25 protein-coding genes and 1 tRNA gene are annotated in these 26026 nt (G+C 73.3%); 8 read left to right on the forward strand and 18 right to left on the reverse strand.

The features are described 5' to 3' along the window. Positions 1 to 41 precede the first annotated feature (41 nt). From ligD (ACWEPX_RS06620) to ACWEPX_RS06635, 4 genes are all read left to right on the forward strand, one after another. Positions 42 to 1493: a non-homologous end-joining DNA ligase gene (gene ligD, locus ACWEPX_RS06620; RefSeq protein ID WP_451896081.1), complete on the forward strand. Its 1452-nt coding sequence runs from the start codon at positions 42 to 44 to the stop codon at positions 1491 to 1493. Then, positions 1483 to 2385: a non-homologous end-joining DNA ligase gene (ligD, locus tag ACWEPX_RS06625; RefSeq protein WP_451896082.1), complete on the forward strand. Its 903-nt coding sequence runs from the start codon at positions 1483 to 1485 to the stop codon at positions 2383 to 2385. Before ligD (ACWEPX_RS06620) ends, ligD (ACWEPX_RS06625) begins: the two co-directional genes overlap by 11 nt. A 194-nt stretch (positions 2386 to 2579) precedes the next feature. Further along, the gene (locus tag ACWEPX_RS06630) at positions 2580 to 3761 is read left to right on the forward strand and encodes an arginine deiminase (protein ID WP_451896181.1); all 1182 of its coding nucleotides are present in this window, start codon (positions 2580 to 2582) and stop codon (positions 3759 to 3761) included. A gap of 347 nt (positions 3762 to 4108) precedes the next feature. Beyond that, a complete protein-coding gene (locus tag ACWEPX_RS06635; RefSeq protein ID WP_451896083.1) occupies positions 4109 to 4639 on the forward strand; it encodes a ferritin in 531 nt (176 codons plus the stop codon). A 47-nt stretch (positions 4640 to 4686) separates the two neighbouring features. On the opposite strand, the gene ACWEPX_RS06640 is transcribed toward ACWEPX_RS06635, so the two are convergent. From ACWEPX_RS06640 to ACWEPX_RS06650, 3 genes are read right to left on the reverse strand one after another with little or no spacing between them, the layout of a single operon-like run. Next, positions 4687 to 5028 carry a DUF952 domain-containing protein gene (locus ACWEPX_RS06640; protein ID WP_451896084.1) on the reverse strand — a complete coding sequence of 114 codons (342 nt, stop codon included), beginning with the start codon at positions 5026 to 5028 and terminating at the stop codon, positions 4687 to 4689. Beyond that, positions 5025 to 5993 carry a DUF5926 family protein gene (locus ACWEPX_RS06645; RefSeq protein ID WP_451896085.1) on the reverse strand — a complete coding sequence of 323 codons (969 nt, stop codon included), beginning with the start codon at positions 5991 to 5993 and terminating at the stop codon, positions 5025 to 5027. The genes ACWEPX_RS06640 and ACWEPX_RS06645 overlap by 4 nt, the downstream gene beginning before the upstream one ends. Positions 5994 to 6045: 52 nt before the next feature. Beyond that, positions 6046 to 6780 carry a glycerophosphodiester phosphodiesterase gene (locus ACWEPX_RS06650; protein WP_451896086.1) on the reverse strand — a complete coding sequence of 245 codons (735 nt, stop codon included), beginning with the start codon at positions 6778 to 6780 and terminating at the stop codon, positions 6046 to 6048. A 25-nt stretch (positions 6781 to 6805) separates the two neighbouring features. Between ACWEPX_RS06650 and ACWEPX_RS06655 the strand changes: the two genes are divergently transcribed. After that, positions 6806 to 7984, forward strand: a complete 1179-nt coding sequence (locus ACWEPX_RS06655) for a cytochrome P450 (protein ID WP_451896182.1) — start codon at positions 6806 to 6808, stop codon at positions 7982 to 7984. Positions 7985 to 8014: 30 nt separating this feature from the next. Here the strand turns inward: ACWEPX_RS06655 and ACWEPX_RS06660 are convergent, their stop codons facing one another. From ACWEPX_RS06660 to ACWEPX_RS06715, 12 genes are all read right to left on the reverse strand, one after another. Beyond that, positions 8015 to 8914 (reverse strand): DUF4328 domain-containing protein, encoded by a 900-nt coding sequence (locus ACWEPX_RS06660; RefSeq protein ID WP_451896087.1) that lies wholly within the window; start codon positions 8912 to 8914, stop codon positions 8015 to 8017. Next, positions 8915 to 9235: a rhodanese-like domain-containing protein gene (locus ACWEPX_RS06665; protein WP_451896183.1), complete on the reverse strand. Its 321-nt coding sequence runs from the start codon at positions 9233 to 9235 to the stop codon at positions 8915 to 8917. It abuts the gene before it with no gap. A gap of 77 nt (positions 9236 to 9312) precedes the next feature. Next, on the reverse strand, positions 9313 to 10929 hold the full coding sequence (locus ACWEPX_RS06670; RefSeq protein WP_451896088.1) for a solute symporter family protein: 1617 nt from the start codon (positions 10927 to 10929) through the stop codon (positions 9313 to 9315). Continuing rightward, positions 10926 to 11249: a DUF485 domain-containing protein gene (locus tag ACWEPX_RS06675; RefSeq protein ID WP_451896089.1), complete on the reverse strand. Its 324-nt coding sequence runs from the start codon at positions 11247 to 11249 to the stop codon at positions 10926 to 10928. Before ACWEPX_RS06675 ends, ACWEPX_RS06670 begins: the two co-directional genes overlap by 4 nt. A gap of 248 nt (positions 11250 to 11497) precedes the next feature. Further along, a complete protein-coding gene (locus ACWEPX_RS06680) occupies positions 11498 to 13279 on the reverse strand; it encodes a sodium/solute symporter (protein ID WP_451896184.1) in 1782 nt (593 codons plus the stop codon). Between the two features lie 20 nt (positions 13280 to 13299). After that, positions 13300 to 13710: a hypothetical protein gene (locus tag ACWEPX_RS06685; protein WP_451896090.1), complete on the reverse strand. Its 411-nt coding sequence runs from the start codon at positions 13708 to 13710 to the stop codon at positions 13300 to 13302. Positions 13711 to 13732: 22 nt separating this feature from the next. Continuing rightward, positions 13733 to 14554: a LytR/AlgR family response regulator transcription factor gene (locus ACWEPX_RS06690; RefSeq protein ID WP_451896091.1), complete on the reverse strand. Its 822-nt coding sequence runs from the start codon at positions 14552 to 14554 to the stop codon at positions 13733 to 13735. 105 nt (positions 14555 to 14659) lie between these two features. Next, positions 14660 to 15526: a S49 family peptidase gene (locus tag ACWEPX_RS06695; RefSeq protein WP_451896092.1), complete on the reverse strand. Its 867-nt coding sequence runs from the start codon at positions 15524 to 15526 to the stop codon at positions 14660 to 14662. A 41-nt stretch (positions 15527 to 15567) separates the two neighbouring features. Then, entirely contained in the window at positions 15568 to 16815 is a 1248-nt protein-coding gene (locus ACWEPX_RS06700; RefSeq protein ID WP_451896093.1) for a sensor histidine kinase, read from the reverse strand. 43 nt (positions 16816 to 16858) lie between these two features. Then, positions 16859 to 17722 (reverse strand): Fpg/Nei family DNA glycosylase, encoded by an 864-nt coding sequence (locus ACWEPX_RS06705; RefSeq protein ID WP_451896094.1) that lies wholly within the window; start codon positions 17720 to 17722, stop codon positions 16859 to 16861. A gap of 49 nt (positions 17723 to 17771) precedes the next feature. Next, on the reverse strand, positions 17772 to 18209 hold the full coding sequence (locus tag ACWEPX_RS06710; protein ID WP_451896095.1) for a DUF983 domain-containing protein: 438 nt from the start codon (positions 18207 to 18209) through the stop codon (positions 17772 to 17774). Positions 18210 to 18320: 111 nt separating this feature from the next. After that, the gene (locus tag ACWEPX_RS06715) at positions 18321 to 19724 is read right to left on the reverse strand and encodes a sigma-70 family RNA polymerase sigma factor (RefSeq protein ID WP_451896096.1); all 1404 of its coding nucleotides are present in this window, start codon (positions 19722 to 19724) and stop codon (positions 18321 to 18323) included. Between the two features lie 231 nt (positions 19725 to 19955). Here ACWEPX_RS06715 and ACWEPX_RS06720 point away from each other — a divergent pair. Then, positions 19956 to 20031, forward strand: a tRNA-Gly gene (locus ACWEPX_RS06720). An 88-nt stretch (positions 20032 to 20119) separates the two neighbouring features. Here ACWEPX_RS06720 and ACWEPX_RS06725 read toward each other — a convergent pair. The 3 genes from ACWEPX_RS06725 to msrA are packed head-to-tail and all read right to left on the reverse strand — an operon-like array spanning position 20120 to position 23718. Beyond that, positions 20120 to 21640 (reverse strand): Eco57I restriction-modification methylase domain-containing protein, encoded by a 1521-nt coding sequence (locus ACWEPX_RS06725; protein WP_451896097.1) that lies wholly within the window; start codon positions 21638 to 21640, stop codon positions 20120 to 20122. A 12-nt stretch (positions 21641 to 21652) separates the two neighbouring features. Beyond that, a complete protein-coding gene (locus tag ACWEPX_RS06730; RefSeq protein ID WP_451896098.1) occupies positions 21653 to 23011 on the reverse strand; it encodes a DUF2252 domain-containing protein in 1359 nt (452 codons plus the stop codon). Between the two features lie 47 nt (positions 23012 to 23058). Beyond that, a complete protein-coding gene (msrA, locus tag ACWEPX_RS06735) occupies positions 23059 to 23718 on the reverse strand; it encodes a peptide-methionine (S)-S-oxide reductase MsrA (protein ID WP_451896099.1) in 660 nt (219 codons plus the stop codon). 72 nt (positions 23719 to 23790) lie between these two features. Between msrA and ACWEPX_RS06740 the strand changes: the two genes are divergently transcribed. After that, positions 23791 to 25095, forward strand: coding sequence for an alginate O-acetyltransferase AlgX-related protein (locus ACWEPX_RS06740; protein WP_451896185.1), 1305 nt, complete (start codon positions 23791 to 23793; stop codon positions 25093 to 25095). Positions 25096 to 25124: 29 nt separating this feature from the next. Next, a complete protein-coding gene (locus ACWEPX_RS06745) occupies positions 25125 to 25982 on the forward strand; it encodes an SHOCT domain-containing protein (protein WP_451896100.1) in 858 nt (285 codons plus the stop codon). The last annotated feature ends 44 nt before the right edge of the window (positions 25983 to 26026 follow it).

Genomic DNA, 26026 nt, shown 5'->3' on the forward strand with positions numbered 1-26026 from the left:
GGTCTGTGGCGTTTCGCCGCAGGTCGCGGTACCAATGGGGCATGGGAGGACTCGGCGAGTACCGCCGGAAGCGCAACGCCGGGCGCACCCCGGAGCCGATCCCCGCCGACGACGCGCTGCCCGCGGGCCGCGACGACACCTTCGTCATCCAGGAGCACCACGCCCGCGCCCTGCACTGGGACGTGCGGCTGGAGCGCGGCGGCGTGCTGGTCAGCTGGGCGGTGCCCAAGGGCCTGCCGCTGGACCCCGGCGACATCCGGCTCGCGGTGCACACCGAGGACCACCCGATGGAGTACGCGACCTTCGAGGGCGAGATCCCGCGCGGGGAGTACGGCGGCGGGACCATGACCATCTGGGACCGCGGCCGGTACGAGACGGTCAAGTGGAGCGACCGGGAGGTGGCCGTGGTCTTCCACGGCGCCCGCGCCCAGGGCCGCTACACCTTCTTCCGCGGCGGCGGGTCGGGCAAGAACTGGATGGTCAAGCGCTCCGAGCCCGCCCCGCCGGGCTGGACGCCGCTGCCCGCGGCGATCGAGCCGATGCTGGCCACCGCGGGCAGGCTGCCGCCCGCCGACGAGGACGACCTCTGGGCCTACGAGTTCAAGTGGGACGGCGTGCGCGGCCTGGCCCGGTGCGAGGGCGGCCGGCTGACCCTGCTGTCGCGGCTGGGCAACGACATCACCTCGCACTACCCGGAGCTGCGGCCGCTGGCCGAGGAGCTGGGGTCGACCCAGGTCTGGCTCGACGGTGAGATCGTCGTGCTGGAGGACGGCCGCCCGTCGTTCCACGCCCTGCAGAAGCGCATGCACACCGCCGACGAGCGCGCGGCCCGGCGCTGGGCCGCCGAGCTGCCCGCGACCTACATCGTCTTCGACGTGCTGCACCTGGACGGCCACTCCACGCTGACGCTGCCCTTCCACGAGCGGCGCGCCCTGCTGGAGGCCCTGGAGCTGCGCGGGCCGAGCTGGCTGACCTCGCCGAGCTACCCGGGCGAGGGCGCGGCAGTCGCGGCCGCCGCGGGCGAGCGCGGGCTGGAGGGGGTGGTCGCCAAGCGGCTCACCTCGCGGTACCTGCCCGGGCGGCGGTCGCCGGACTGGATCAAGGTCGCCAACGTGCGGGCCGTCGAGGTGGTCGTCGGCGGGTGGCTGCCGGGCGAGGGCAAGCGGTCGGACGCCTTCGGCTCGCTGATGCTCGGCGTGCCCACCGACGAGGGCCTGCGCTACGTCGGGCAGGTCGGCACCGGGTTCAGCGACGAGGTGCTCCAGCTGATCATGGGGAAGCTGCGGGAGTCGGCGAGGCGGCGCTCGCCGTTCTGCAACGAGGTGCCCAGGGACAAGGCCAAGGGCGCGCGCTGGGTGGAGCCGACGATGGTCGGCGAGGTGGTGTTCCGCAACTGGACCGGCGACGGCAAGCTGCGCGCCGCCGCCTGGCGCGGCCTGCGCGCCGACAAACGCCCCGAGGACGTCGAGAGGTGGACCCCGGATGCCCGGTGAGGTGCTGGTCGAGGTGCAGGGGCAGCGGATGCGGCTGTCCAACCTGGAGAAGGTGCTCTACCCCGGCGGCTTCACCAAGGGCGAGGTGATCAACTACTACAGCCGGGTCGCGCCCGCGCTGCTGCCGCACCTGGCCGAGCGCCCGGTCACCTTCCGCCGCTTCCCCGACGGGGTGGCCAAGCCCGGCTTCTACGACAAGAACGCCTCCCGGCACGCCCCGGGCTGGATCCGCACGGTGACCATCCCGACCCCGGGCAGCAGCACCGGGGCCGAGACGCTGGACTTCGCCGTGCTCGGCGACCTGCCCTCGGTGGTCTGGGCGGCCAACCTGGCAGGCCTGGAGCTGCACGTTCCGCAGTGGACCATCACGGCCGACGGCGGGAAGGGCCTGCCCAACCGCCTGGTGTTCGACCTCGACCCCGGCGAGCCCGCCACGATCGTCGAGTGCTGCGCGGTGGCCCTGCGCCTGCGCGACGTGCTCGCCGACGCGGGCCTGACCCCGGTGGCGAAGACCAGCGGCAACAAGGGCATGCAGGTCTACGCCGCCGTGCGGGCCGAGGCCGAGCTGCGGCCCTCGGAGTTCGCCAAGGCGCTGGCCGAGGAGTTCGAGCGGGAGACGCCCGCGCTGGTGGTCTCCCGGATGGCGCGCAACCTCCGGCCGGGCAAGGTGTTCATCGACTGGAGCCAGAACAACCCGCAGAAGACCACCGTCGCGCCGTACTCGCTGCGCGCCCGCCGCGACCCCACCGTCTCGACCCCGCTGACCTGGGACGAGGTCGCCGCCTGCCGCGACCCGGAGGACCTGGTGTTCACCGCGGACGACGTCCTGGACCGCATCGAGGAGCACGGCGACCTCTTCGCCCCGCTGCTGGAGCCGGGCCCGTCGCTGTAGCTCGTTCATCGACACAACGATCTGCGTGTCGATCGGCGGATCTGTTTAATGAACCCACTGCGATCGTGGCTGTTTCCGGCTTCTTCCTCCAGTTGACCCGCTCGGCAGCGGCATTTCCCGTACCGAGTGGTTACGCTGCCGACGTGACCGACCTCCCCGTGCCCGACGCCGAGCAGGCCGCTCCCGCCCCCCGCGTGGACAGCGAGGTGGGCCCGCTGCGCACCGTGCTGCTGCACCGGCCCGGCAACGAGCTCAAGCGGCTCACGCCGCGCAACAACGACCAGCTGCTGTTCGACAGCATCCCGTGGGTCGACCGGGCCCAGGACGAGCACGACGCCTTCGCCGACGTGCTGACCGGGCGCGGCGTCGAGGTCATGCTGCTGGCCGACGCGCTGGTCGCGGCGCTGGCCGACGAGCGCGCCCACGCGGCGGCCTCGGCCACGGCGGTGGACCGGCGGCGCATCGGCAACGAGCTGGCCGACGCGCTGGCCGGGTACCTGGCCACCGTCGACGCCAAGGGGCTGGCCGACGTGCTGATGGGCGGCATGACCTTCGAGGAGCTGCCCGCCGCCGAGGGCGCGTCGCTGGTGCGCAAGATGCACCACCCGCACGACTTCGTGGTCGACCCGCTGCCGAACCTGCTGTTCACCCGCGACTCGTCGGTGTGGATCGGCGACCGGGTGGCCATCGCGTCGCTGGCGATGCCCGCGCGGGCGCGCGAGACCGCGCTGCTGGACCTGATCTACGCCTACCACCCGCGATTCCGGGCCGCGGGCCGCGCCTACGGGGCCAGCTCGGCCCCGGTCGAGGGCGGGGACGTGCTGCTGCTGGCCCCCGGGGTGATCGCCATCGGCGTCGGCGAGCGCACCACGCCCGCGGGCGCGGAGTCGCTGGCCCGCTCGGCCTTCGCCGACGGCCTGGCGCACACCGTGCTCGCGGTGCCGATCGCCCAGGACCGCGCCACGATGCACCTGGACACCGTGTGCACGATGGTCGACCGCGACGCCGTGGTCATGTACCCGGCGGTGCGCGACACCCTGACCGCGTTCACCATGCGCATGGTCGACGGCGCCGTGGCCGTCGACGGGCCCGCGCCGTTCCTGGACGCGGCGGCCGCGGCGATGGGGATCGACCGGCTGCGCGTCATCGACACCGGCCTCGACCCGGTGACCGCCGAGCGCGAGCAGTGGGACGACGGCAACAACACCCTGGCCGTCGCGCCGGGCGTGGTCGTGGCCTACGAGCGCAACGTGGAGACCAACTCCCGGCTGGAGGACGCGGGCATCGAGGTGCTGCGGATCAGCGGGTCGGAGCTGGGCACCGGCCGCGGCGGCCCGCGCTGCATGTCCTGCCCCATCCGCCGCGACGTCCTCTAGCCCGCGCCTCTAGCCGCGCCCTCCAGCCGGCTAGGCCAGCAGGTAGCGGACGGCGAGGAACGCGATGGTCCCGAACACGGCGAGCAGGGCGACCAGCACACCGGTCGCCCATCCGTCACGCGGCGCCATCGGGCACCGGGCGGGTGAGGGGCACGCGAACCTCCCGGGGAGTCGGCCTGATCTTGTCACCGCGGCTTCGGCGCACCTGCGCCCGGGTCGGTTCCCCCGAAATTAGGAATGCCTTCCTTAATTCTCCTTCACCAAGGCTTGCCTAATGTGACGGAGAATCACCGCAAAACCGCACCATCGGATCGGAGAACCACCCGGAAGAACGTATTCTGGATGACATGACCACCAAGTTCCACCAGTTGCTGCAGGCCCAGATCCGCAACGAGTTCACCGCCTCCCAGCAGTACGTGGCGCTGGCCGTCTGGTTCGACGGCCAGGACCTGCCGCGGCTGGCCGGGCACTTCTACCGGCAGTCGCTGGAAGAGCGCAACCACGCGATGATGATCGTGCAGTACCTGCTCGACAACGGCATTCCGGTGACGATTCCCGGCGTCGACGAGGTGCGCAACGAATTCACCGAGCCCGCCGACCTCGTCGCGCTGGCGCTGCAGCAGGAGCGCGGCGTCACCGACGACATCATCGCCCTGGCCAAGGTCGCCCGGGACGAGGACGACTACGCGGGCGAGCAGTTCATGCAGTGGTTCCTCAAGGAGCAGGTCGAGGAGGTCGCGCAGATGAGCACGCTGCTCAACGTCATCAAGCGCGCCGACGGCAACCTCTTCCACGTGGAGGACTACCTGGCCCGCGAGCAGGTCGGCGACGCGGGCAACGACCCGCTGGCCCCGCGCGCGGCAGGCGGCGCGATCTAGGAAGCGGATGCGATGGGGCGGGCGGCCGGATCGGCCGCCCGCCCCGCTCATCGATGCGCGATCGCGGCGGGCAGGGTGAACCCGCCGTCGGGGTCGGGCGGGAAGTCGTGCACCGCGACGACCGCCGCCGCGGGGATCGGGCCGTAGACGTGCGGGAACCACGGCCCGCCCGGCACCGGCGGCGACCCCGGCTCCCAGCGCACGGGCGCGCCCACCGCGGCCGGATCGATCTCCAGCAGCAGCAGGTCCGTGCGCCCGGCGAAGAGCCTGCCCGCGGGCAGGTGCACGGTGCCGGGGTCGGAGCAGTGCACGAAGCCCTCGGTGTCCAGGCTGGCCGGGCGCACCTCCGGCGCGGGCCACTCGGCGCGCGGCAGGATGTGCAGGATCACCGGATGGTGACCTGCCTGCCGAGCAGGCCGTCGCGGGCGCGCCGCTCGGCGCCGGTCAGCGGCTCGTCGGCCAGCGAGGCCAGCGCGGCGTCCACCCGCTCGCCCAGCTCCCCGGCCGCGGCGGTCCACTCGCGGGCGTGCCGCTCGGGGTCGAGGTCCCAGACCGGCACCAGCAGCCCGTGCGCCCGGAACGACCCGGCGTAGCGGGAGCCCTCGCCCAGGGTCAGCTCGCCGCGGGCGTGCAGCCGGGCCAGCGCGGCCAGCAGCTGCTCCTCGGGCTCGGGCCGCACCCAGCGCAGGTGCGCCTTGTCGCCCGCGTCGACCCAGTAGGCCGCCGGGCCGATCCGCTCGGTGGGCATGATCGCCTGGTTGGCCCGCTCCAGCGACAGCGCGACGTCGCCGGTCGGCTCGCTGCCCTCGGGCAGCCACCAGGCGAAGTCCGGGTGCACCTCGGCGACCAGCTCGGCGTCGGGGTCGACCAGGTCCTGCAGCCGCTCGGGGTCGGGGCCCGGGTCGGACTCCGGCCCGACCACCGGCAGCACGTCGCCCGCCTTGGCGGTCAGCAGCCACCGCAGCGCGCGGGCGAGGTCGCGGCTGATGTCGTTGGACCGGGTCTGCACCTGCAGGCCCAGGAACGCCGCGTCGTCGGCGCGGACCAGGCCGGCCGCGGCCATCGGCAGCACGGTCGCCACGGTGATCTCGCGCGGCTCGCCCGCCAGGTCGGCCCGCAGCCGCAGCTTCGCCGTGCCGGACGGGACGAACTCGCGCAGCGCGATCAGCTCGCGCTCGAACGCCAGCCCCTCGAACGGCCGCGCGACCGGCACGTCCACCACGCCGCCTGCGGACCCGTGGCACGCCTTGTAGCGCTTGCCCGACCCGCACGGGCAGGGCTGCCTCGGATTGATGCCCGAGGAGTCCGCTTCCTTGGCCTTGCGCGCGTTCTTCACCGCGGATCGCTTGGACACGTGGGGCACTCCTCGTCGAGACCGGGACAGCTGCGCGGCCGACGCTACCGAATCATCCCCCGCCCAGGGCGGCGCGGGTCGCGGCCGGGGCGTTGGTGGCCAGCCAGCGCACGCCGATGGCCGCGCACAGCGCCACGTCCTCGGGCCGGTCGACGGTCCAGCAGTAGGTGGCGTGGCCGTGGTCGGCGGCGCGGGCCACGTAGTCCGGGTCGCGGCGCAGCACGCCGATGCCCGGGCCGGTGTGGTCGGCCCACGGCGGCAGCGTGCCGTCGCGCAGGGTCGGCCAGAGCTGGCTCAGCAGCAGCACGGTCGGCAGCCGCGGGGCCGCGGCCCGGACCCGCCGCACGGCCAGCGTCGAGAAGGACATCACCACCACGGGCGAGTCGTCCTTGGCCGCGGGGGCGGCCAGGCCGTGCCGGGCCAGCAGGGCGATCAGCTTCGCCTCGACCAGCCCGCCGTAGCGCACCGGGTGCTTGGTCTCGATGAACAGCCTGCTGCCGTGGTCCTTGGTCAGGCCCAGCAGCGCGTCCAGCGTCAGCACGCCGATCTCGCCGCCGTAGTCCAGCATCGCCAGGTCCGCCAGCGACAGGGCGCTGACGACGCCGCGGGCGTTGGTGGTGCGGTCGATCCTGCGGTCGTGCACGCAGACCAGGTGCCCGTCGCGGGTCAGCCGCACGTCGCACTCCAGCGCGTCGGCGCCCTGGGCCAGGGCCAGGTCGTAGGCGGCGAGGGTGTGCTCGGCGGCGTGCGCGGACGCCCCGCGGTGGGCGACGACGGCGGGCTGCACGGGCGGAGATTAGCGTGGGCCCATGATGTTCGACCCGACCGACGCCGCCTTCATCGCCGACCCCTACCCCGTGTTCGCCCGGATGCGCTCGGTCGCCGACGTGCACGACAACCCGGCCCTCGGCCTGCCCGTCGCGGTGTCCCACGCCGCGTGCTCGGCGATCCTGCGCCACCGCGGCCTGGGTCGGGTGTGGACGGACGCGCGACCGGTGGAGGCGTTCGCCGCCTTCAACCTGCTGCACCGCAACTCCTTGCTGGAGAACGAGCCGCCGACCCACACCCGGTTGCGGCGGCTGGTCTCGAAGGCGTTCGGGCGCGGGCACACCGAGCGGCTGCGGCCGTGGGTGGAGTCGGTCGCCGAGGAGATGGTGGCCGGGCTGGCCGCCGAGATCGACGGCGCAGGCTCGGCGGACCTGCTGGCCCACCTGGCCGGTCCGCTGCCGGTCGCGGTGATCGCCCAGCTGCTGGGCGTGCCGGAGGCCGACCGCGGCCTGCTCCAGCCGTGGTCGAACGCGATCGTGAAGATGTACGAGTACGGCCTGCCCGCGCCGCAGGCCGCCGCGGCCGAGCAGGCCTCCGGCGAGTTCGTCGCCTACCTGCGCGACCTGGCCGCCCACCGCCGCGACCACCCCGGCGACGACCTGATCAGCGACCTGGTGGCCGTGCGCGACGGCTCCGACAAGCTCAGCGACGACGAGCTGGTCGCCACCGGCGTGCTGCTGCTGATGGCCGGGCACGAGGCGACGGTCAACGTGATCGGCAACGGCGTGCACGCCCTGCTGACCCACCGCTCCGAGTGGGAGCGCCTGACCCCGGAGCTGCTCCCGACCGCGGTCGAGGAGCTGATCCGCTACGACTCGCCGCTGCAGCTGTTCGAGCGCACCGCGACCGAGCCGGTGGAGATCGCGGGCCACCGCGTCGAGCCCGGGACCAAGATCGCCGCCCTGCTCGGCGCCGCCGCCCGCGACCCGCTGGTCTTCGACGAGCCCGACCGCCTCGACATCGGCCGCTCCCCCAACCCGCACCTGGGCTTCGGCGCGGGCATCCACTACTGCGTGGGCGCACCCTTGGCCCGGGTGGAGGTCGCCGCGGCCCTGCGGGCGCTGGCCACCCGCCTCCCGGACCTGCGCCTGGCGGGCGAGCCGTCCCGCCGTCCGGACTTCGTCATCCGCGGCTGGGCCGAGCTGCCGGTGACGGTCGGGTAGGACCTGCGCCGAACGGCTGCCGGCCCGCGGTCAGCGGCGGGAGTTCGCCGGACGCGGCCTGCGGCCGGGGTCGGGGGCGGCCCCGGTCACGCGGACCAGGCGCAGGCGGGGCACGGCGGCGGGGTCGATCGGGGCGAGCAGGCCGGTCAGCCGGGTGACCAGCACCGCGGTCAGGGCGGCGGTCGCGGCGGCGGCCAGGTCGCAGGCCGCGGTCAGCAGCACGCCGTCGGCCTGGGCCTGCACGCCGGTGCGGAAGCGCCACAGCACGGTGGCGGCGAACAGCCCGCCGCAGACCGCCGCGGTGATCCACCACATCCGCACCAGCGGGCCGGGGCGGGGCCGCTCGCCCGCCGGGCGGGACAGGGCGGCGTGCTCCAGCTCGGCGGCCACCGAGCCCGCGACCGCGAGGTTGACGCCCGGGATCAGCAGGCTGGGCAGGATCTGCCAGTCCGGCCGGGCCGGGCGGTAGCCCGCCTGGTCGGCGGCGGCGCGGCGGGCGGCGAAGAGCCACCACGCGGTGGCCGCCGCGGCGACCACCCCGCAGACCAGGGCCAGGGAGGCGGCGGTGACCACCAGCGTGTCCGACAGGACCACGGTGCCGCGGTCCAGCGCGCTGGTCCGGGCGGCCACCAGCAGCGCGTAGCGGAACACCTCGGCGCACGCGGCCAGCAGGGCCAGCGCCGCCAGCGTCCACAGCGCCCAGCGGGCCAGGGCGGCCCGGGTGCGCACCCGCACCGGCGGCGGGGGCGCGTCGCCCAGGCCCGGGATCAGCGTGGGCCGCCGCCAGGCCAGCGCGGGGAAGCCCCAGCGGGGCGTCGCGTGGTAGGCGGGCGGGCCCTGGTAGCGCGGCCTGCGCGGGGGCGGGGGCGGCGGGAGCGCGCCGGGCGGCGGGGTGGCCTCCCAGCGCAGCGGCGGCAGCGGGCGCCGCACCTAGATGACCTCGGGCGGGGCCCCGGTCTCGGCCGCCATCGGCTTGCCCGCCGCGGCCCACGACTGCATGCCGCCCTCGACGTTGACCGCGTCCCAGCCGTTGGCGTTGAGGTAGGCGGTCACCCGCGCCGATCGGCCGCCGGAGCGGCAGATGACGTGCAGCGGGGCGTCGGGCAGCTCGTCGAGCCTGCCCGCCAGCTCGCCCATCGGGATGTGCACGGCGCCGGGGGCGTGCCCGGCGGCCCACTCGTCCGGCTCGCGGACGTCCAGCAGGGTGGCCTCGGCCGGGATCTGGGCGACGCTGGCGGTTGGCACGTTCATCACGGCATCGATGCTGCCACGCCCGGCCGTAGCGCGCGGGTGAAGGGGGACGCGCGCCGCGTCCCCCTCCCACCGCGTCAGACCGCCGCCGCGGCCTTCTCGGCGCCGACGCCGGTCAGCGCCCGCACCTCCATCTCGGCGTACTTGCGCCGGTCGGCCGCGCGGCCGAGCACGGTGCCCAGCCAGCCGAGCAGGAACGACACCGGGATGGACACCAGGCCGGGGTTGGCCAGCGGGAAGACGGCGAAGTCGGCGTCGGGGAACATCGCCTTCGGCCCGCCGGAGACCGCCGGGGACAGCACGATCAGCAGCACGCACACCCCGAGCCCGCCGTAGATGCTCCACAGCGCCCCTGCGGTGTTGAACCGCCGCCAGAACAGCGAGTACAGGATCGTGGGCAGGTTGGCCGACGCCGCGACGGCGAAGGCCAGGGCGACCAGGAACGCCACGTTCTGCCCGTTGGCCGCGATGCCGCCGACGATGGCCAGCGCGCCGATGACCACCGCGGTGATCCGCGCGACGCGCACCTCCGAGCCCCGGTCGTCGGAGCGGCCGCGCTTGATGACGTTGGTGTAGATGTCGTGGGCGAAGGACGCCGACGCGGTGATCGTCAGCCCGGCGACCACGGCCAGGATCGTGGCGAAGGCGACCGCGGCGATGAAGCCCAGCAGCACCGGCCCGCCCAGCGCCTCGGCCAGCAGCGGGGCCGCCGAGTTGGGCCCGCCCGGCGCCGACCGGATCGCCTCCGGGCCGACCAGCGCCGCCGCCCCGTAGCCGAGCACCAGCGTGAACAGGTAGAACAGGCCGATCAGCGCGATCGCCCACACCACCGACCGCCGCGCCTCCTTGGCGCTGGGGACGGTGTAGAAGCGCATGAGGATGTGCGGCAGCCCGGCCGTGCCCAGGACCAGCGCGACCGCCAGCGACAGGAAGTCGAGCTTGCTCAGCTCCGACGCGCCGTACTGCAGGCCCGGCTCCAGCACCCGCTCGCCCTGCGGGCTGGCCTCGACCGCGCCGCCGAGCAGGGCGGAGAGGTCCATGCCGTACCGGGACAGCACCCACACCGTCATCACGGCCGCGCCGGTGATCAGCAGGGCGGCCTTGATGATCTGCACCCAGGTCGTGCCCCGCATGCCGCCGATGAGCACGTAGAGGATCATCAGCGCGCCGACGACGGCGATCACCACCGCCTGGCCGCCCCGGTCCTCGATGCCCAGCAGCAGCGCGACCAGCCCGCCCGCGCCCGCCATCTGCGCGAGCAGGTAGAAGAACGACACGGCCAGGGTGGAGGTGGCCGCGGCGGCGCGCACCGGGCGCTGGCGCATGCGGAAGGCCAGCACGTCGCCCATCGTGTACTTGCCGGTGTTGCGCATCAGCTCGGCGACCAGCAGCAGGGCCACCAGCCAGGCGACCAGGAAGCCGATGGAGTACAGGAAGCCGTCGTAGCCGTTGAGCGCGATCGCCCCGGCGATGCCGAGGAACGAGGCCGCCGAGAGGTAGTCCCCGGATATGGCCACCCCGTTCTGCGCCCCGGTGAAGGCGTGGCCCGCGGCGTAGTAGTCCGCGGCGGTGCGGGTGTTCCGGCTGGCCCGGAACACCACGACCATCGTCACGGCGACGAACGCGGCGAAGATCGCGATGTTGAGCGCGGTGCTGGGGCCCAGCTCGGACTGCGCTGCCTGGGCGGGGGTCATCGGGACTCCAGGTCGGTGCGGATCTTCTCGGCCAGCGGGTCGAGCCTGCGGTCGGCGTGGCGGACGTAGAGGAAGGTGATGAGGAAGGTGGAGGCGAACTGGCCCAGCCCCATGAGCAGGCCGACGGTGATGTTGCCGAACACCCGCCCGGACATGAATTCCGGCGCGTAATCGGCGAGCAGGACGAACAGCAGGTACCAGAGCAGGAACGCGGCGGTCATCGGGAAGGCGAAACCGCGCAATCTGCGCCGCAGCTCGGCGAACTCCGGCCGGTCCTGGACCTGCTCCCAGGTGGTGGTCTCCTCCGCGGTGGCAGTCACTTTCGCACCTTTCGTGCTGGGGTGTGGTCGATCGGCAACCTTAGGCGCGACCAGCGGGAACTGTATGCCTCCGATCAGGGAGAAATCGTTCAAGCCGCCGGGCGATGCGCCGAGCGGCATTATGGTGAAAACGGTCGCAAATGACCATCGCACAGGCATTCGTCGCGCATTCGAGTGAATTCTTTCTCACTCGATCCGGGAATGGGCGTGACGCAATGTCCAGGCGTTAGCAGACGACCACGAACGGGTCAGCGGCGGTGCTTGCCCAGCGCGTGCTTGGCCGACCCCGCGCCCAGGCCGCTCGCCCGGTCGCGGATGAGGCCGAGCCGGTCGGGGGCGTGCATCCGCATCCGGATGTGCTTGGTCTCCGGCGGGATGTGCCGCTGGGTCGCCTTGCTCATCACGATCACCGCGAGGAACGCCAGCGGCACGGTCACCAGCCCCGGCTGCTGCACGTACCACGGCGCCCAACCGCCGGTGTAGCCGCTGATGGTGGTCAGCGCCAGCGCGGTCAGCACCAAGGTCCCGCCGGTCAGCATGCCCGCCGCCGCGCCGACCCACGTGATCTTGCGCCACCAGATACCCAGCACCAGCACCGGGCAGAACGTCGACGCCGCCAGCGCGAACGACATGCCCACGCTCAGCGACAGGTCCGCCGGGCGCAGCAGCAGCGCCGCGACCAGCGGAAGCACGCCCGCGAGCGCGGTCGCCAGCCGGAAGTCGCGCACCCGGGACTTGAACACGTCCGTCGACAGCACGCCCGCCACGCTCACCAGCAGACCCGACGACGTTGAAAGGAACGCGGCGAACGCCCCGGCCGCGATCACCGCGCCGAGGATCTCGCCGACGACGTTGTCCACCACCGCCATCGGCAGCTGCAGCATCGCCCGGTCGGTCTGGCCGGTGACGAGCAGCTCGGGCAGGTAGATCCGCGACAGCGCGCCCATCACCGTCGGGAACAGGTAGAACAGGCCCAGCAGCAGCATCACGTGCAGGGTCGTGCGGCGCGCGGCCTGGCCGTCGGGGTTGGTGTAGAAGCGCACGAGCACGTGCGGCAGCCCCATCGTGCCCAGGAACAGCGCGAAGATCAGCGAGTAGGTCGTCAGCAGGTCGTCGGTGTCCGACGCCGGGCTGACCCAGTCGGCGTTGTCGCCGACCGCGCCGCGCACGACCGGCACCGGGTCGCCCTCGCTGAAGACCAGCCGGGTGCCCGCCGCCACCTGGTGCTCGCCGGGGCTCCAGTACGTCTCCCCGGCCGCCGGGTGCCCGTCGACGACGCCCTCGGCGACCAGCCGGACCGGGGCCTCGACGGAGAGCACCACCGGGGTCTCGACGGTGATCGAGGCGTCCTGGGTGAACCGCGGCGGCAGCGGCTCCGACAGCCCGGCCGCGCCGATGCCGCGGGCGCCCCCGTCGCCGATGAACACCGCGCACAGCACGAACGCGGGCAGGGCGATGGCGAACAGCTTGACCCAGTACTGGAACGCCTGCACCAGGGTGATCGCGCGCATGCCGCCGCTGACCACGTTGACCGTCACCAGCACCGCGACCAGCGCGGCGCCGAGCTGGGGCGGCACGCCGGGCACGATGTGCTGCAGGGTCAGCCCGGCGCCCTGCAGCTGCGGGACCATGTAGAGCATCCCGATGAAGATCACGAACACCGCGGCCAGCCTGCGCAGCCCGGCCGAGCGCAGCCGGAACTCGCAGAAGTCGGGCAGGGTGTAGGCCCCGGACCGGCGCAGCGGCGCGGCGACGAACAGCATCAGCGCCAGGTAGCCCGCGGTGAACCCGATCGGGTACCACAGCGCGTCGGTGCCGTCCTTGAGGATCAGCCCGGCGACGCCGAGGAACGACGCCGCCGACAGGTACTCCCCCGACACCGCCGCCGCGTTGCGCCGGGAGCGCACCGTGCGCCGCGCGACCAGGAAGTCCTGGGTCGTGTTGGCCTGCCGCGAGCTGCGGAACCCCAGGTAGAACGTGGCGAGGCTGACCACGGCGATGGCGCCGGTGGCCCAGTAGTTGAAGTCCATCTCCGCCACGCCGCGAAGCGCTACTTCTCGACCATGCCGACGAACGCCTTCTCGTGCTCCTCGGCCAGCACGTTGTACCAGCAGCCGATCCCGAAGAGCAGGGGGAACGGCAGGATGCCCAGCAATAACCAGGGCAGCGCCATCCCGGCGACGCTCACCTGCGCCAGGTCGGGGACCAGGAAGAACAGCGCGGGCAGCACGCCGAGCACGCCGACGGCCAGGCCCGCGAGCAGGCAGGCCGAGCGGATCTTGGTCCGGATGAACTCGCTGACGACCTCCTCGGCCCAGCTCGTCTGCTCCTCCAGCTCGTCGACGGTGCGCAGCAGCGTCACCGGGGCGCTGGAGTCGGCGAGGATGACCCGCTTGCGGCGCGGCCGGGCCGACGGGCTCGGCGGCGAGCCCTGGCCGTCCCCCGCCGCGTGCTTGCTCACATCCCCTCCTCGCGCGCGGCGCTCATCGGCCCTGGCCCCGCACCAGCCGGTCCTTCAGCTCCCGGGTGTGCCTGCGGCTGACCGGCAGCACCTTCTCCTCGTGCCCGATCACCACCGAGTAGCCCGACCCGCCCATGCGCAGCTCGGTGATCAGGCTCAGCGGCACCAGGTAGCTGCGGTGGATGCGCACGAAGCCCGCCTTCTCCCAGCGCTCCTCCAGCTGCGCCAGCGGGATGCGCACCAGGTGCGAGCCGTCGGAGGTGTGCAGGCGGGCGTAGTCGCCCTGGGCCTCCACCCAGCGCACCGACGCGCGCGAGACCAGCTTGGTCGTGCCCGCCAGCTCGACCGGGATCACCTCGTCGTCGCGCTGCTCGGGGACGACGGCCTGCTTGCCTGCGCCGTCCTGGTCGATCTTGGCGATGACCCGCTCGACGGCCTTGTTGATCCGCTCCTGCTCGGCGGGCTTGAGCAGGTAGTCGACCGCGCCGAGGTCGAAGGCGTTGACCGCCTCGTGGGCGTGCGCGGTCACGAACACCAGCACGGGCGCGGGCGAGAACCCGGCCAGCACCTTGGCCAGCTCCATCCCCGTGAGGCCCGGCATGTCCAGGTCGGCGAAGACGGCGTCGACGACGGGCAGCCCCGCCTGCTTGCGGGCGGCCAGCTCGCTGTCGTCGCCCGCCAGGGTCAGCAGCGCCTCGGTCGCGTCGAAGGCCCGGATCACCCGGCGCACGTTCCGGTTGCCGTTGAGACGTTCCTCCAGCAGGTCCATGCCCGCAGGCTCGTCGTCGACGGCCAGAACGACGAGACCGGAGGTGGGGTTCGCGGTACTCACGGTGATCCGCATCTTGCCCAGTGCGGACGGCGCCTGTCTACGGGCAAACCCCCGGTCCGCCCAGCGAGTGAATGAAGTCGACCAATCGTGACGCTGCGTTTACGGATTCGTGGCGCGCTACAGGCCGAAGCGGGACCAGTTCGCCCTGGCCTCCACCGCATCGATCGCGGCGAGCACCCGGTCCGCTGTGGACAGCCCGGCCCCGCCGACGCCCAGCCGGGCCAGCAGCGGCCGCTTCGGCGCGGACACGGCGATCTCGGCGTCGGGGAAGCGCTGCCCGACCACCCCGCGCAGCGTGCCGATGCCGTCGACCAGGCCCAGCTCCGCGGCGCGCCGCCCGGTCCAGACCTCGCCGGAGAACAGCTCGTCGTCGCTGCCCGCCAGCCGGTCGCCGCGGCGCTGGCGCACCCACGCCGCGAACTGCTCGTGCAGCTGGGCCTGCAGGTCCTTGAGCCAGGCGATGTCCTCGGGGTGCTCGGGCTGGAACGGGTCGAGCCGGACCTTGCGCGCGCCCGCGGTGTGCACCCGCCGCTCGACGCCGAAGCGCTCCAGCAGCCCGGCCAGGCCGAACCCGGCCGAGACGACGCCGATCGAGCCGACCATCGACGAGCCGTGGGCGTAGATCTCGTCGGCGGCGCAGGCCAGCCAGTACCCGCCGGAGGCGGCCACGTCCTCGCAGAAGGCCAGCACCGGCACCGCGCGCTTGTCGGCCAGCTCCCGGATGCGCTCGGCGACCAGCGCCGACTGGGTGGGCGCGCCCCCGGGGGAGTTGACCGCCAGCGCGACGGCGACCAGGCGGTCGTGATCGAAGGCCCGCGACAGCGCGCTCTCGGTGGTGGCCGCGTTGATCACCCCGCGCGCGGCCAGCGGCGTCGGCGTCGGGCTGATGACCCCGTGCAGCCGGACGACGGCGACGACGGGGCCGCGGTCGGGCCGCTCGACGATGCGGGGCAGCCGGGCGGCCAGCTTCTCGGTGACGCTCATACCGCCCCAGCTTACGTCGGGCGGCGCGGCCGCGGCGGGGGTCAGCGCACCGCCCGCTGCGGCCCGGTGTGCTCGGGGTCCTGGATGGCGAAGGGCGTCTCGCCGATGCTCACCCCGGGGAAGAACTTCGGCACCCGCAGGGTGATCTTGGTGCCCTGGCCGGGCGCGGTGTCGACCATGAGCGCGTGGGTGTCGCCGAAGATCTGGCGCATCCGCTGGTTGATGTTGCCCACGCCGACGTGCGAGCCGGTCTTGTGGGCGTCGCGCAGGTCGCGCTGCAGCCGCTCGGCGTCCATGCCGACGCCGTCGTCCTCGATGGTGATCAGCGCCTCGGAGCCGTTGTCGTGGGCGAAGACGCTGACCGTGCCGCCGCCGGGCTTCTTGGCGATGCCGTGGCGCACCGCGTTCTCCACCAGCGGCTGCAGCACCAGGAACGGCACGACCACCGACTGCACCTCCGGCGCGATGCGGAACCGCACGTTGAGCCGGTCGCCGTAGCGGGCGCACTCGATGGTCAGGTAGCGCTCGACGTTGGCCAGCTCGTCGGCCAGCGTCGCGTACATGCCGGAGGTGCGGAAGGAGTAGCGGGTGAAGTCGGCGAAGTCCTGCAGCAGCTCGCGGGCCTGCTCGGGGTCGGTGCGGATAAGGGCGGAGATGGTGTTGAGGGCGTTGTAGATGAAGTGCGGGGAGATCTGCGCGCGCAGGGCCCGGATCTCGGCCTGCACGAGCTGCTGCTTCTGCTCGTCGAGCTTGGCCAGCTCCAGCTGCACCTGCAGGAACGTGGCGACCTCGTCCGCGGCGCGGATCAGCCGCCTGCTGTCGACGCCGCCGACCAGGATCAGCGCGCCCTCGATCTGCCCGTCCACGATCAGCGGCACGATCACCGCGGCCCGCATGGGGCAGCTCCCGCGCTTGCCGCACTGCAGGTTCTCGTGCTTGACGTGCGCCCGGGTGCCGTGCTGGACGACCTCCACGATCGCGGCGGAGAGGTCCTCGTAGTGCTCGTTGGCCTGCCCGTCCCAGGACATCAGCCTGCCGTCGGCGTCGCACACGCCCACGGCGACGTTCTTCAGCAGCTCCAGCAGGTGCTTGCTGGCCTGGTCGGCGGCCTGCTCGGTGAGCCCGCCGCGCAGGCCGGGCGCGGCCTTGGACAGCCGCTGGACGGCGTCGAGCACGGCGTCCTGCACCGAGCCGGACTTGCGGGGCCTGCACAGCACCACGAAGAGCCCCAGGACGAGCAGCGTGGCGGCGACGCCGATGAAGGCGCGCTCGGTCAGCAGTTCGGCCACGTGGTCATGCTCCCGTTCCGCCCCCGGTGTGACAAGGCCGAGGCTATTTGAGCAGCCGCGACATCCTGCGGTCGGCCAGCGGTTTGCCGCCGGTCTGGCACCGCGGGCAGTACTGGAACGACTTGTCGGCGAAGGACACCTCGCGCACGGTGTCGCCGCAGACCGGGCAGGGCAGGCCGGTGCGGCCGTGCACCCGCAGGCCCGAGCGCTTCTCGCCCTTCAGCCGCGCCGCGGCCTGCCCGACCGACCGCTCCACGGCGCTGGTCAGCACCGACCGCATGGCCGCGTACAGGTCGTCGATCGCGGTGTCGTCGAGCTTGCCCGCGGTGGCGTAGGGCGACAGGCGCGCGGTGTGCAGGATCTCGTCGCTGTAGGCGTTCCCGATGCCCGCCATGAGGCGCTGGCTGGTCAGCGCGGTCTTGAGCCGCTCGGAGCGGCCCGCGAGCAGCGCGGCGAACTCGTCGCGGGTCAGGCCGAGCACGTCCGGACCGAGGGTCGCGATCTGCTCGATGGAGCCGAGGTCCTCGGTGATCCACACCGCCAGGCCCTTCTTGGTGCCCGCCTCGGTCAGGTCGAAGCCGGGCCCCTCGCCGGGCGGGCCGAGGTGCACCCGCAGCGCCAGCGGCCCCTTCCCGGGCTTGGGCGGGGCCGCCGAGAGGGTGTCCGACCAGCGCAGCCAGCCCGCGCGGGCCAGGTGCACGACCAGGTGCACGCCGTCGCAGTCCACGTCGAGGTACTTGCCGCGGCGGCCCGCGCCGGTCACGACCCGCCCGTGCAGGGCCGTCCACGGCGGGGACGCGGTCTTGAGCACGCTCAGCGAGGCGACGTCGACGCGGGCGACGGTCCGGCCGACGGCGTGTTCGCGCAGGTGGTGGGCGAGGGCTTCCACCTCGGGCAACTCGGGCACGCGACCAGTCTCACCCGGCGGCGCGCCGCTGTCACCCAGGGGTGGGCCGTCACTCGACCGGCTTGAGCACGCTCTCCCAGCCGGGCATGGCGTCGCGCTGCAGGTTCTTGGCGATCTGGGCCAGCTCGCCGCGGGCGTTGAAGTAGCCGCGCACGGTGCCGACCCAGCGCTCGACGGGCTCGCCCTCGCCGTCGTCGCCGGTCTCGGCGATCAGCGTCCACGGCCTGCGCAGCGCCCAGCGGGCCGGGAAGAACAGGGCCACCAGCAGCAGGACCAGCACCAGCCAGCCGGGCACCACCACGTCGGCGGGCATCCAGCTGACCAGCACCACCGCCAGCACGACGATCAGCCCGATCATGACCAGGCCGGGCAGGTAGCCAGCGGCCACGTCGTGCTCGAAGTCGTCCTCGGTGGCCGGGGTCCGCCACTCCAGCGTGCCGTCGAGGGTCCAGAGCCTGCCGTTCGCGTCGCGTACCTGGCGCGTCATGTTCAGCCCTTCGGCGCGGTAACCGGAACACCACTATCCGTGACACCGGAAGGTCACGTTACCCCCTCGGCGGCGGTCTGCCACCGATTGTCGCACCGAGGGGTTACTTGATCAACGTGCTGCGCTGGTCGTGGGTGTGCTCAGCAGCTGGACGTCGGAGGTGGGCCGCAGGGTGGTGTAGGCCGTCGTCGTCGTGGCGACCGTGGTCTGGTCGGCGGAGTTGATCCGGGTGTGCTCGGTGGTCACCGTCAGCACCTCCCGGTCGTCGTAGATCTGCCAGGCGCGGTAGGTGGAGGTGTACTCGTAGACGACCGGCAGGCTCTCGTCGTAGGGCTCGGTGTCCGACCGCGCGCCCAGCTCCGCCCGGCTCGACGTCGCGCCCGCGCCGCCGCTGCCGGAGGCGGCCGACCGCTGGGTGGCAGGCTGGCCTGCGGGCCGGTCGGAGGTCTGCACCGCGGCGGCGGGCAGCTCCTTGACGATGGTCTCGGTGCGCTGGTGCGGGACGCCGCGGCCGGTGGTCGAGACGATCGCGGGCGCAGTGGGGGCGGCGGTGTCGTCGGTGAGCACGATGCCGTCGTCGGAGTCGAGGTCGTCGAGGGCCACCGGGCCGGAGTCGCCGTCGCCGATGGGCAGCAGGGCCAGGCCCAGCGCGCCGACCGCGGCCGCCGAGGCCAGCGCCACCTGGGCCTTCGTCCCGGCGAGGAAGCCCTTGAGCTGCTGCCAGACGCCGACGCCGAGCACCGGGGCGGCGAGGTGGGCGGCGTGGGCGCGCAGGCCGGAGCAGACGTCGCGCAGCTCGTCGTAGGTGGCGGTGCACGACGGGCAGGCCGACAGGTGGCTGTCGACGCGGTGGCGCTCGGCGCCCTTTATCGCGCCCGCGGTGTACGCGCCCAGCTTTTCGAGCACCGGGCGGCAGCCTATGGGGCGGGTCTCGGTGGTGAGGTGCGCCTGCAAGTAGGCAGCGCGCAACCCCTGCCGGGCGCGGCGGGCCAGCGCGGCGGTCGCGTTGGGGCTGAGCCCGAACTTGCCCGCGACGACGGCGGGCCGCTCGCCCTCGACCTCGACCTTCCACAGCACGCTGCGCCAGCGCTCGGGCAGGCTGGTGAACGCCCGGGTGATGAGGTTGCGCTCGGTGGACTGCCCGGTGTTGTCCGGGTCGGCCCCGACGCGCACATCCAGCTCCTCGTCGGAGACGGGCACGTCCCGCCGCCGCCCGTTCCACTCCCACGCGACGCGGCGGGCCACGATCAGCAGGTAGCCCCGCACGTTGTCAACAGGTCCCGAGCCGCGGCGGATCGCCTGCAGCACCCGGAAGAACGCCTCGGCGACCAGGTCCTCGGCCTCGGCCCGGTCGGCCACCAGCCCCAGCGCCATCCGCCGCACGGCGTCGCAGTGGCGGGAGAACAGCTCGCCGAACGCGGCGTCCTCCCCGGCCCGCAACCGCTCCAGCAGCACGCTGTCCTGCAAATCTCCGGCGGCCCCCGACCCCTCGGCGGGCCGGTCGCTCCAACTCATCCGGCCCGGTACCTCCTCGCACGCCGCCCCGTGGGGATCTCGAACAACATGCCACATTCGGGTGAGACTGAGACCATATCCGTGAATAACGGGAAGGGATCACCGACGATTGGCCTAACCCGGTTGGAGTAGTGAGCGCTCCCACGGGGGGAGGTCAGCAGCAGTCCGAAGGGACGCTCCCCACCCCCGCGCCACGCCCGATCCGACGGGGGCTATAGTTCTCCTCGCTACGCGGACGTAGCGCAGTTGGTAGCGCATCACCTTGCCAAGGTGAGGGTCGCGGGTTCGAATCCCGTCGTCCGCTCCACCGAGAGCCCCGGGTCACCCGACCCGGGGCTCTCGCGCATGTCCACCCGCTCTCCGATCCCCTGGCCATTCGATCCCCACGACGACTGCTATGTCGTGAAGGCCGTCTCCACCGCTTCATCCAACGCGGCCTGGATCCCTTGACCCCCCATCAAGGCGCGGGCCTCGGCGATCACGTGGCGAGCGGCGGGGGTGGTCGGGTCCGGGAGGGGGAGGCGGGCGACGTACTGGGTGATCCAGCGGCGGCGGCCTGCGTAGAGGCGGTTGCCGCAGACCTCGTCGTAGAAGCGGACGCCGAAGGTGGAGTTGGCGATGCCGAGGATGAGGTGGGCGATGTCGTCGCCGGTTTCGGTGGTGTTGATCCAGTAGCAGTCGCCGTTGACGACCGCGCCGGTCCGGTCGAGGGTGAAGCGGGGTTCGGGGCTGATGTCCGGGAAGACGATCTTGGGCTCGCGCCAGCGGGCGGGCCGCTGCGGGACCCAGATCTCGAACCAGGCTCGGCCCGCCTTGCGCAGGTAGGCGCGGCCTTCGAGGCGCTCGCGGTGGGTGGCGAGGTAGGCGGCGGCGCGCGGGTAGTCGGCGAGATCGACCACCTGGCGGCTCGGGCGGTCGAGGTACGGGTAGAGGACCTTGCGGCGAGGGGTCGCGGGCGGGGTCCACGCGCGCAGGTCGTCGTGGTTGAGCAGGGGGCGCAGCAGCTCGTCCTCCGGGCGGTGCTCCACGGTGTCCCAGTCGGCGATGAAGACGCTGTCGGCGGTCGTCTTGATGCCCACCCGGATGTTCGCCACATCGCCCACCGAGCGCCACGTGCGCGCCGCGATCCGCCTGCGCCTGCGGTCGCGGTCGGGAGTGGACAGACGCCAGTCGTCGAACGTGCCCACCGACACCGCGATCTGCCGCCCTTGCACGGTCACGACGCTGTCCTGGTCCGCCCGCATCGCCGCGAAGAGGTCGCCCTCGGCGGCCGGTCTGTCCGTTGTGTACGCCGTCGCGTACCGCGTCGGCCCGCTCGGCTTCCCTTTCACCGCAACAACAACAGCCGGTAGCACGGCGGCGGAGAACAGCCGCGTGTCGCCGAGGTCGTACACCTCCCGCACCGACAGATCGCGCGTCAGCACCGTGCGCACATTCTCCCCCGCGCGCGTGCTCAGGAAGCGGTTGGAGCACAGCAGCGCCAGCACACCGTCCTCATCGAGCAGTTCCGGCGCGACGGCGACGAACGGGTGCGACAGGTCGACGCGCCCCCGCAGGCCGAACCGCCGGGCCAGCTCGGCGGCCCGCGCGCCGAGCAGCTGGGTGCGCACGTACGGCGGGTTGGTGATCACCAGGTCGAACCGCTCCGGCGGCGGGCTCTCCAGGAAGTCCTTGTGCGCGATGGCCGCGTCCGGCAGCCGCCGCCGCGCCGTCTCCACCGCGGCCTCGTCCACGTCGTAGCCGGTCAGCGCCGCGCCGGGGGCGATGGCGGCGACGGCGGCCAGCAGCTCGCCGTCCCCGCACGCCGGGTCCAGCACGCGCAGCGGCCGGTCGGGGGCGGCCGCCAGCGCGCGCCCGGCGACGAACGCCGCGAGGGCGGGCGGGGTGTAGTGCAGGCCGAGGCGCTTGCGGTCCACCGCCGCATCGGATCACGACGCCGGGTGCGCGTCCAGTCGCCCGGCCCGCACGGCGGCGGCCAGCTCGGCGTGGTCGGCCTCGGTGCGGTCGGCGTACTCGACCGCGTAGCCCGCGATCGCCTCGTCCAGCGCCGGGCCGCAGTAGCCGGAGAGCAGCCGCGGGTCGACCGAGCGGGTGTGGGCGCGGGCCAGCAGCGCGCCCGCGAAGCGGCCGTAGTCGTCGAGGTGGTCGGCGTCGAGCGTGGTCGCGTCGATCTCGCCCTTGCGGTTGCGGAACTGGCGGACGATGAAGTGCCTGCCGCCGACGGTCGTCCAGCCCAGCAGGATGTCGCTCTCGGCCTGCACCAGCCGCGCGCCGTGCACGATCCGCTTGCCCTCGTGCTTGGCCTTGTGCCCGACGTGCGGCGCGAGCGCGGACGGCCGCGCCTCCTTGACCTGGAGCACCAGGGCCTCGTCGCCGTTGCCGTGCATGAGGACCAGGTAGTTGCGCAGCCCGACGCTGCCGGTGCCGACGACGCGGAAGGCCACGTCCGACACGCCGTAGCGCATGATCAGGTTGCGACGGGACTCGCGGAGGGTGTCGACGTAGTCGGGCAGCGCGTCGACCACGGCCTGCCAGGTCGGCTCCGTCACCGCCGTGAGCACGGGCGGGTCCGGGATGAACCGCCAGCGCTGGTCCTCCCCGCGCTTGGTCCAGCGCGCGGCGACCTTGGCGCTGGTGTTCTTGCGGGCCTTCTTGGCCGCCTTGGCGAAGTCGTCGGTGAGCGCGTCGGCGTCGACCTTGCTGAGCACGGACTCGTCGCCCAGCGCGGACCACGAGTCCAGGAACGGCAGCTCGGCGAGGTGGTCGATGGTCTTGCGGTAGGCGGTGACCACGTCCTCCGCCGCCGCCCGGCACGCCTTCTCCGCGACCCCGCCCTCGCGCCCGGCCAGCACGATGCTGGTGGCCAGCCGCTTGAGGTCCCACTCCCACGGCCCGGGCACGGTCTCGTCGAAGTCGTTGATGTCCATCACGATCCGCCCCTCGGGCGTGCCGTACAGCCCGAAGTTGGCCGCGTGCGCGTCCCCGCACAGCTGCGCGTCCACCCCGCTGCGCACCCCGGCGGCGAGGTCGGCGGCCATCAGCCCGGCGCTGCCCCGGAAGAACGCGAACGGCGAGGCCAGCATCCGCCCCACCCGCAGCGGCACCAGCTCCGCGATGCGCCCCTCGTTCGACGCGACCATGAAGTCGACCACCGACGGCCGGTCAGCCGCGAGCAGCACCTTCCGGTGCGCGTCGAGCCCGACGACCTCCCGCAGCGCCCGCCCGCGCGCGAAGACCTCCTCCGGCTCCACCCACCGACCCAGCTGCCTGGCGACACGCTTGTCCATGAGCGCGCATCATCCGCCGCGACCGCGCGCGGCAGAAGAGGCGCCGGTCACTCCGCGGGCGCGACCCCGATCGGGCAGGACACGCCCGTGCCGCCGATGCCGCAGTAGCCGTGCGGGACCTTGTGCAGGTACTGCTGGTGGTACTCCTCGGCGTAGTAGAAGGCGTCGAGGTCGGCGAACTCGGTGGTGATCTCGCCGTAGCCGCGCTCGGCCAGCGCCCGCTGGTAGGCCGCCCGGCTCTGCTCGGCCACCGCCCGCTGCGCGGGGTCGGTGAAGTACACCGCCGAGCGGTACTGGGTGCCCACGTCGTTGCCCTGCCGCATCCCCTGCGTCGGGTCGTGCGACTCCCAGAAGACCTTCAGCAGCTCCGCGTACGACACCACCGCGGGGTCGAACACGACCAGCACGACCTCGGCGTGCCCGGTGCGCCCGCTGCACACCTCCTCGTACGTCGGGTTCGGCGTGTAGCCGCCCGCGTACCCGGCAGCCGTCGAATAGACCCCGGGCGTCTCCCAGAACTTGCGCTCGGCGCCCCAGAAGCACCCCAGGCCGAACACCGCGGTCGCCATCCCGTCGGGGAACGGCGCCTTCACCCGGTGCCCGCTCACCGCGTGCACGTCGGGCACGCCTGCCAACGGCTCCGCCCTCCCGGGCAGCGCCCGCCCCGGCTCCACCAGCTGACCCCCACCCCGCCCGAACAGCATCATTCCTCCACGATAGGCCGATCGCCCGGATCGCTCACCCGGCGCGAACCCTTCGGATAACGTGCAACCGTGGTCATGGATTCCCCCGAGCTGCCCGCCGTCCACGAGGCGTGGCTGCCCCGTGAGCACTCCCTCCACCGCCCCCGCCACGGCGGTCGGCAGACGCTCGCCCTGCTGAGCGCGCTGGTGTTCTTCGCCACCCCGACCGTCCTGTGGATCGGCGGCATGCGGCCGGGGGAGATCGAGAACCGCAAGCTCGCCGAGTTCCCGACGCCTGCCGACGGGTGGGGCATGTTCACCGGGCTCCCCGGCTGGGCCACCGACCACCTGTCGTTCCGCTCCGGCGCCGTGCACACCGTCGACTGGGTCAGCCGGACCTTCTTCGGGGAGTCGGCGAACTTCGACCGCGGCACCACCGGTCCCCTGCCCAGCGAGCCCGGCCCGCAGGGGCAGGACGACGACGGCCCCGGCAGCACCGAGTGGCCCGACCAGCAGTACCCGGGCTACCTGCGGGTGCTGGAGGGCAACGAGGACTGGCTGTACTTCGGCTACGACGTGGTCGCCAAGTGCGAGCCCGCCCAGCCGCTGGTCGACACGATCCGCCAGCTCAACGAGATCCGCGACGCGGTCGAGCGGTCCGGCCGGACGTTCGTGCTGGTCGTGCCGCCGGACAAGTCGACGATGGTGCCGCAGTTCCTGCCCCGCGACTACCCCGGCAAGGACTGCGCCGAGGCCGAGACCGAGCGGTTCTGGCGCGAGGTGACCCTGCTCGCGGGCGCGATGGACCTGCGACCGCTGCTGCGCGCCGCCGCCGACCGCCGGGGGCGCCCGCTGTACTACCGCGAGGACTCGCACTGGACGCACGACGGCGGGCTGGAGATGGTGCGGGCCCTGGCCGAGCGGCTGGAGCCCGGGGTCACCCGGGACTGGCAGGTCACCGCGAACGCCGAGCCGCTCGTCTTCGCGGCCGACCTGCCCCCGCTGCTCGGCCGCACCGGCGAGAACGCCTCGCCGACCTACCAGGTGCGCCCGGACGGGGACGCCGACCGCACCGAGTTCCGCACCTGGGATCTGCGCAAACCCGTGCGCACCGCGGAGATGCCGAGCAACGGGATGATCACCGCGCCGACCGTCGTGCTGGGCGACTCGTTCGCCCTCGGCGCCGCGCCCTACCTGCCTGCGGCGTTCTCCGACGTCACCCAGCTCTTCTACAGCACGGCGCGGCCGGATCCCGGGCTGGTGGCGCGGACGGTCGCCGACCACGAGGTCGTGGTGCTGGAGATCGTGGAGCGCAACCTGGCGGGCGGCATCCCGTCGGTGCTCGACCAGACCTTCATCGACACCCTCGCGGCCGAGCTGGCCAAGCGTCCGATTAGATAGCCGACCGGTTCGGTCGAGAGGGGCGACTAGTGGACTGGCAGGACAGGCTGCGCGAGCTGGACGCCCAGCTGGCCAGGGGCGAGCTGAGCCAGGGGGAGTACCGCTCCCGCCGCGACGAGCTGCTGGCCGAGGCGTCCTCGGCCCCCGCGCTGCGCCGCCACCCGGGCTCCCGCCCGCCCACCGGGCCGATCCCGGTCATGCAGCCGCCCCCGCGCGACCTGTTCAGCCCCGTGCCGCAGCAGCCGCCGACCGCGCCGGTCGCGGGCGGCGAGGTGTTCAGCACGGCAGGCGAACCGGCGAAGGGGCGGCGGGCCGCGCTGATCGCGGTGGCCGTGCTCGTCGTCGCCGCGGTCGCGCTCTGGGTCGTGCTGCTCGAGCCGTTCTCCGGCGACGGGGCGGCTGAACCCGCGGCGCCCAAGTCGCTGGCCGAGCTGGTGCCCACGCCGGAGGGCAGGCCGAATCCGAAGAACGGCGTGCTCACCGTCGCGGCGGCCGCCGAGGCGAACATCCTCACCGCAGCAGGCGCCGAGGCGCTGACCGCCGGTGGTGTGCTGGAGGTGGTCTTCCGCTCCTCCTTCGACGGCGAGCTGGGCACCGCCGTCATCGCCGGCCGTGCCGCCTCGCCGGACGCGGCGGCGAAGACGGTCACGCGACTGCACGCCAACCTGCTCGCCCGCGGGTTCCGGGAGCTGGGCGACCCGCTGGTCGACGGACCCACCGCGGTGAAGGAGAACGCCGACAACCGCTACCACAGCGCCGTGTTCGCCATCGGTGACGTCGTGGTGCAGATCAGCCTGTCGCAGCCCGTAGGCGCGGATGCGGCCGATCTCGCCGCGGCCCTGCGCGACACGTCGGCGGCGGTGTCCAACGCCCTGCGGACCGGGTGAGCCAGGTCGCAGGTGTACGGCTGGTCACGGAATACCCCTACCAC

This window comes from Actinokineospora sp. NPDC004072 (assembly GCF_053604195.1).

Bases quoted from the DNA above. Each gene is read 5' to 3' on its own strand.
- msrA (WP_451896099.1), bottom strand. From the start codon at position 23,718: ATGATGCTGTTCGGGCGGGGTGGGGGTCAGCTGGTGGAGCCGGGGCGG.
- ACWEPX_RS06655 (WP_451896182.1), top strand. From the start codon at position 6,806: ATGTTCGACCCGACCGACGCCGCCTTCATCGCCGACCCCTACCCCGTG.
- ACWEPX_RS06730 (WP_451896098.1), bottom strand. From the start codon at position 23,011: ATGGACAAGCGTGTCGCCAGGCAGCTGGGTCGGTGGGTGGAGCCGGAG.
- ACWEPX_RS06635 (WP_451896083.1), top strand. From the start codon at position 4,109: ATGACCACCAAGTTCCACCAGTTGCTGCAGGCCCAGATCCGCAACGAG.
- ACWEPX_RS06740 (WP_451896185.1), top strand. From the start codon at position 23,791: ATGGATTCCCCCGAGCTGCCCGCCGTCCACGAGGCGTGGCTGCCCCGT.
- ACWEPX_RS06710 (WP_451896095.1), bottom strand. From the start codon at position 18,209: ATGACGCGCCAGGTACGCGACGCGAACGGCAGGCTCTGGACCCTCGAC.
- ligD (WP_451896082.1), top strand. From the start codon at position 1,483: ATGCCCGGTGAGGTGCTGGTCGAGGTGCAGGGGCAGCGGATGCGGCTG.
- ACWEPX_RS06690 (WP_451896091.1), bottom strand. From the start codon at position 14,554: ATGCGGATCACCGTGAGTACCGCGAACCCCACCTCCGGTCTCGTCGTT.
- ACWEPX_RS06670 (WP_451896088.1), bottom strand. From the start codon at position 10,929: ATGACCCCCGCCCAGGCAGCGCAGTCCGAGCTGGGCCCCAGCACCGCG.
- ACWEPX_RS06665 (WP_451896183.1), bottom strand. From the start codon at position 9,235: ATGAACGTGCCAACCGCCAGCGTCGCCCAGATCCCGGCCGAGGCCACC.
- ACWEPX_RS06695 (WP_451896092.1), bottom strand. From the start codon at position 15,526: ATGAGCGTCACCGAGAAGCTGGCCGCCCGGCTGCCCCGCATCGTCGAG.
- ACWEPX_RS06715 (WP_451896096.1), bottom strand. From the start codon at position 19,724: ATGAGTTGGAGCGACCGGCCCGCCGAGGGGTCGGGGGCCGCCGGAGAT.
- ligD (WP_451896081.1), top strand. From the start codon at position 42: ATGGGAGGACTCGGCGAGTACCGCCGGAAGCGCAACGCCGGGCGCACC.
- ACWEPX_RS06680 (WP_451896184.1), bottom strand. From the start codon at position 13,279: ATGGACTTCAACTACTGGGCCACCGGCGCCATCGCCGTGGTCAGCCTC.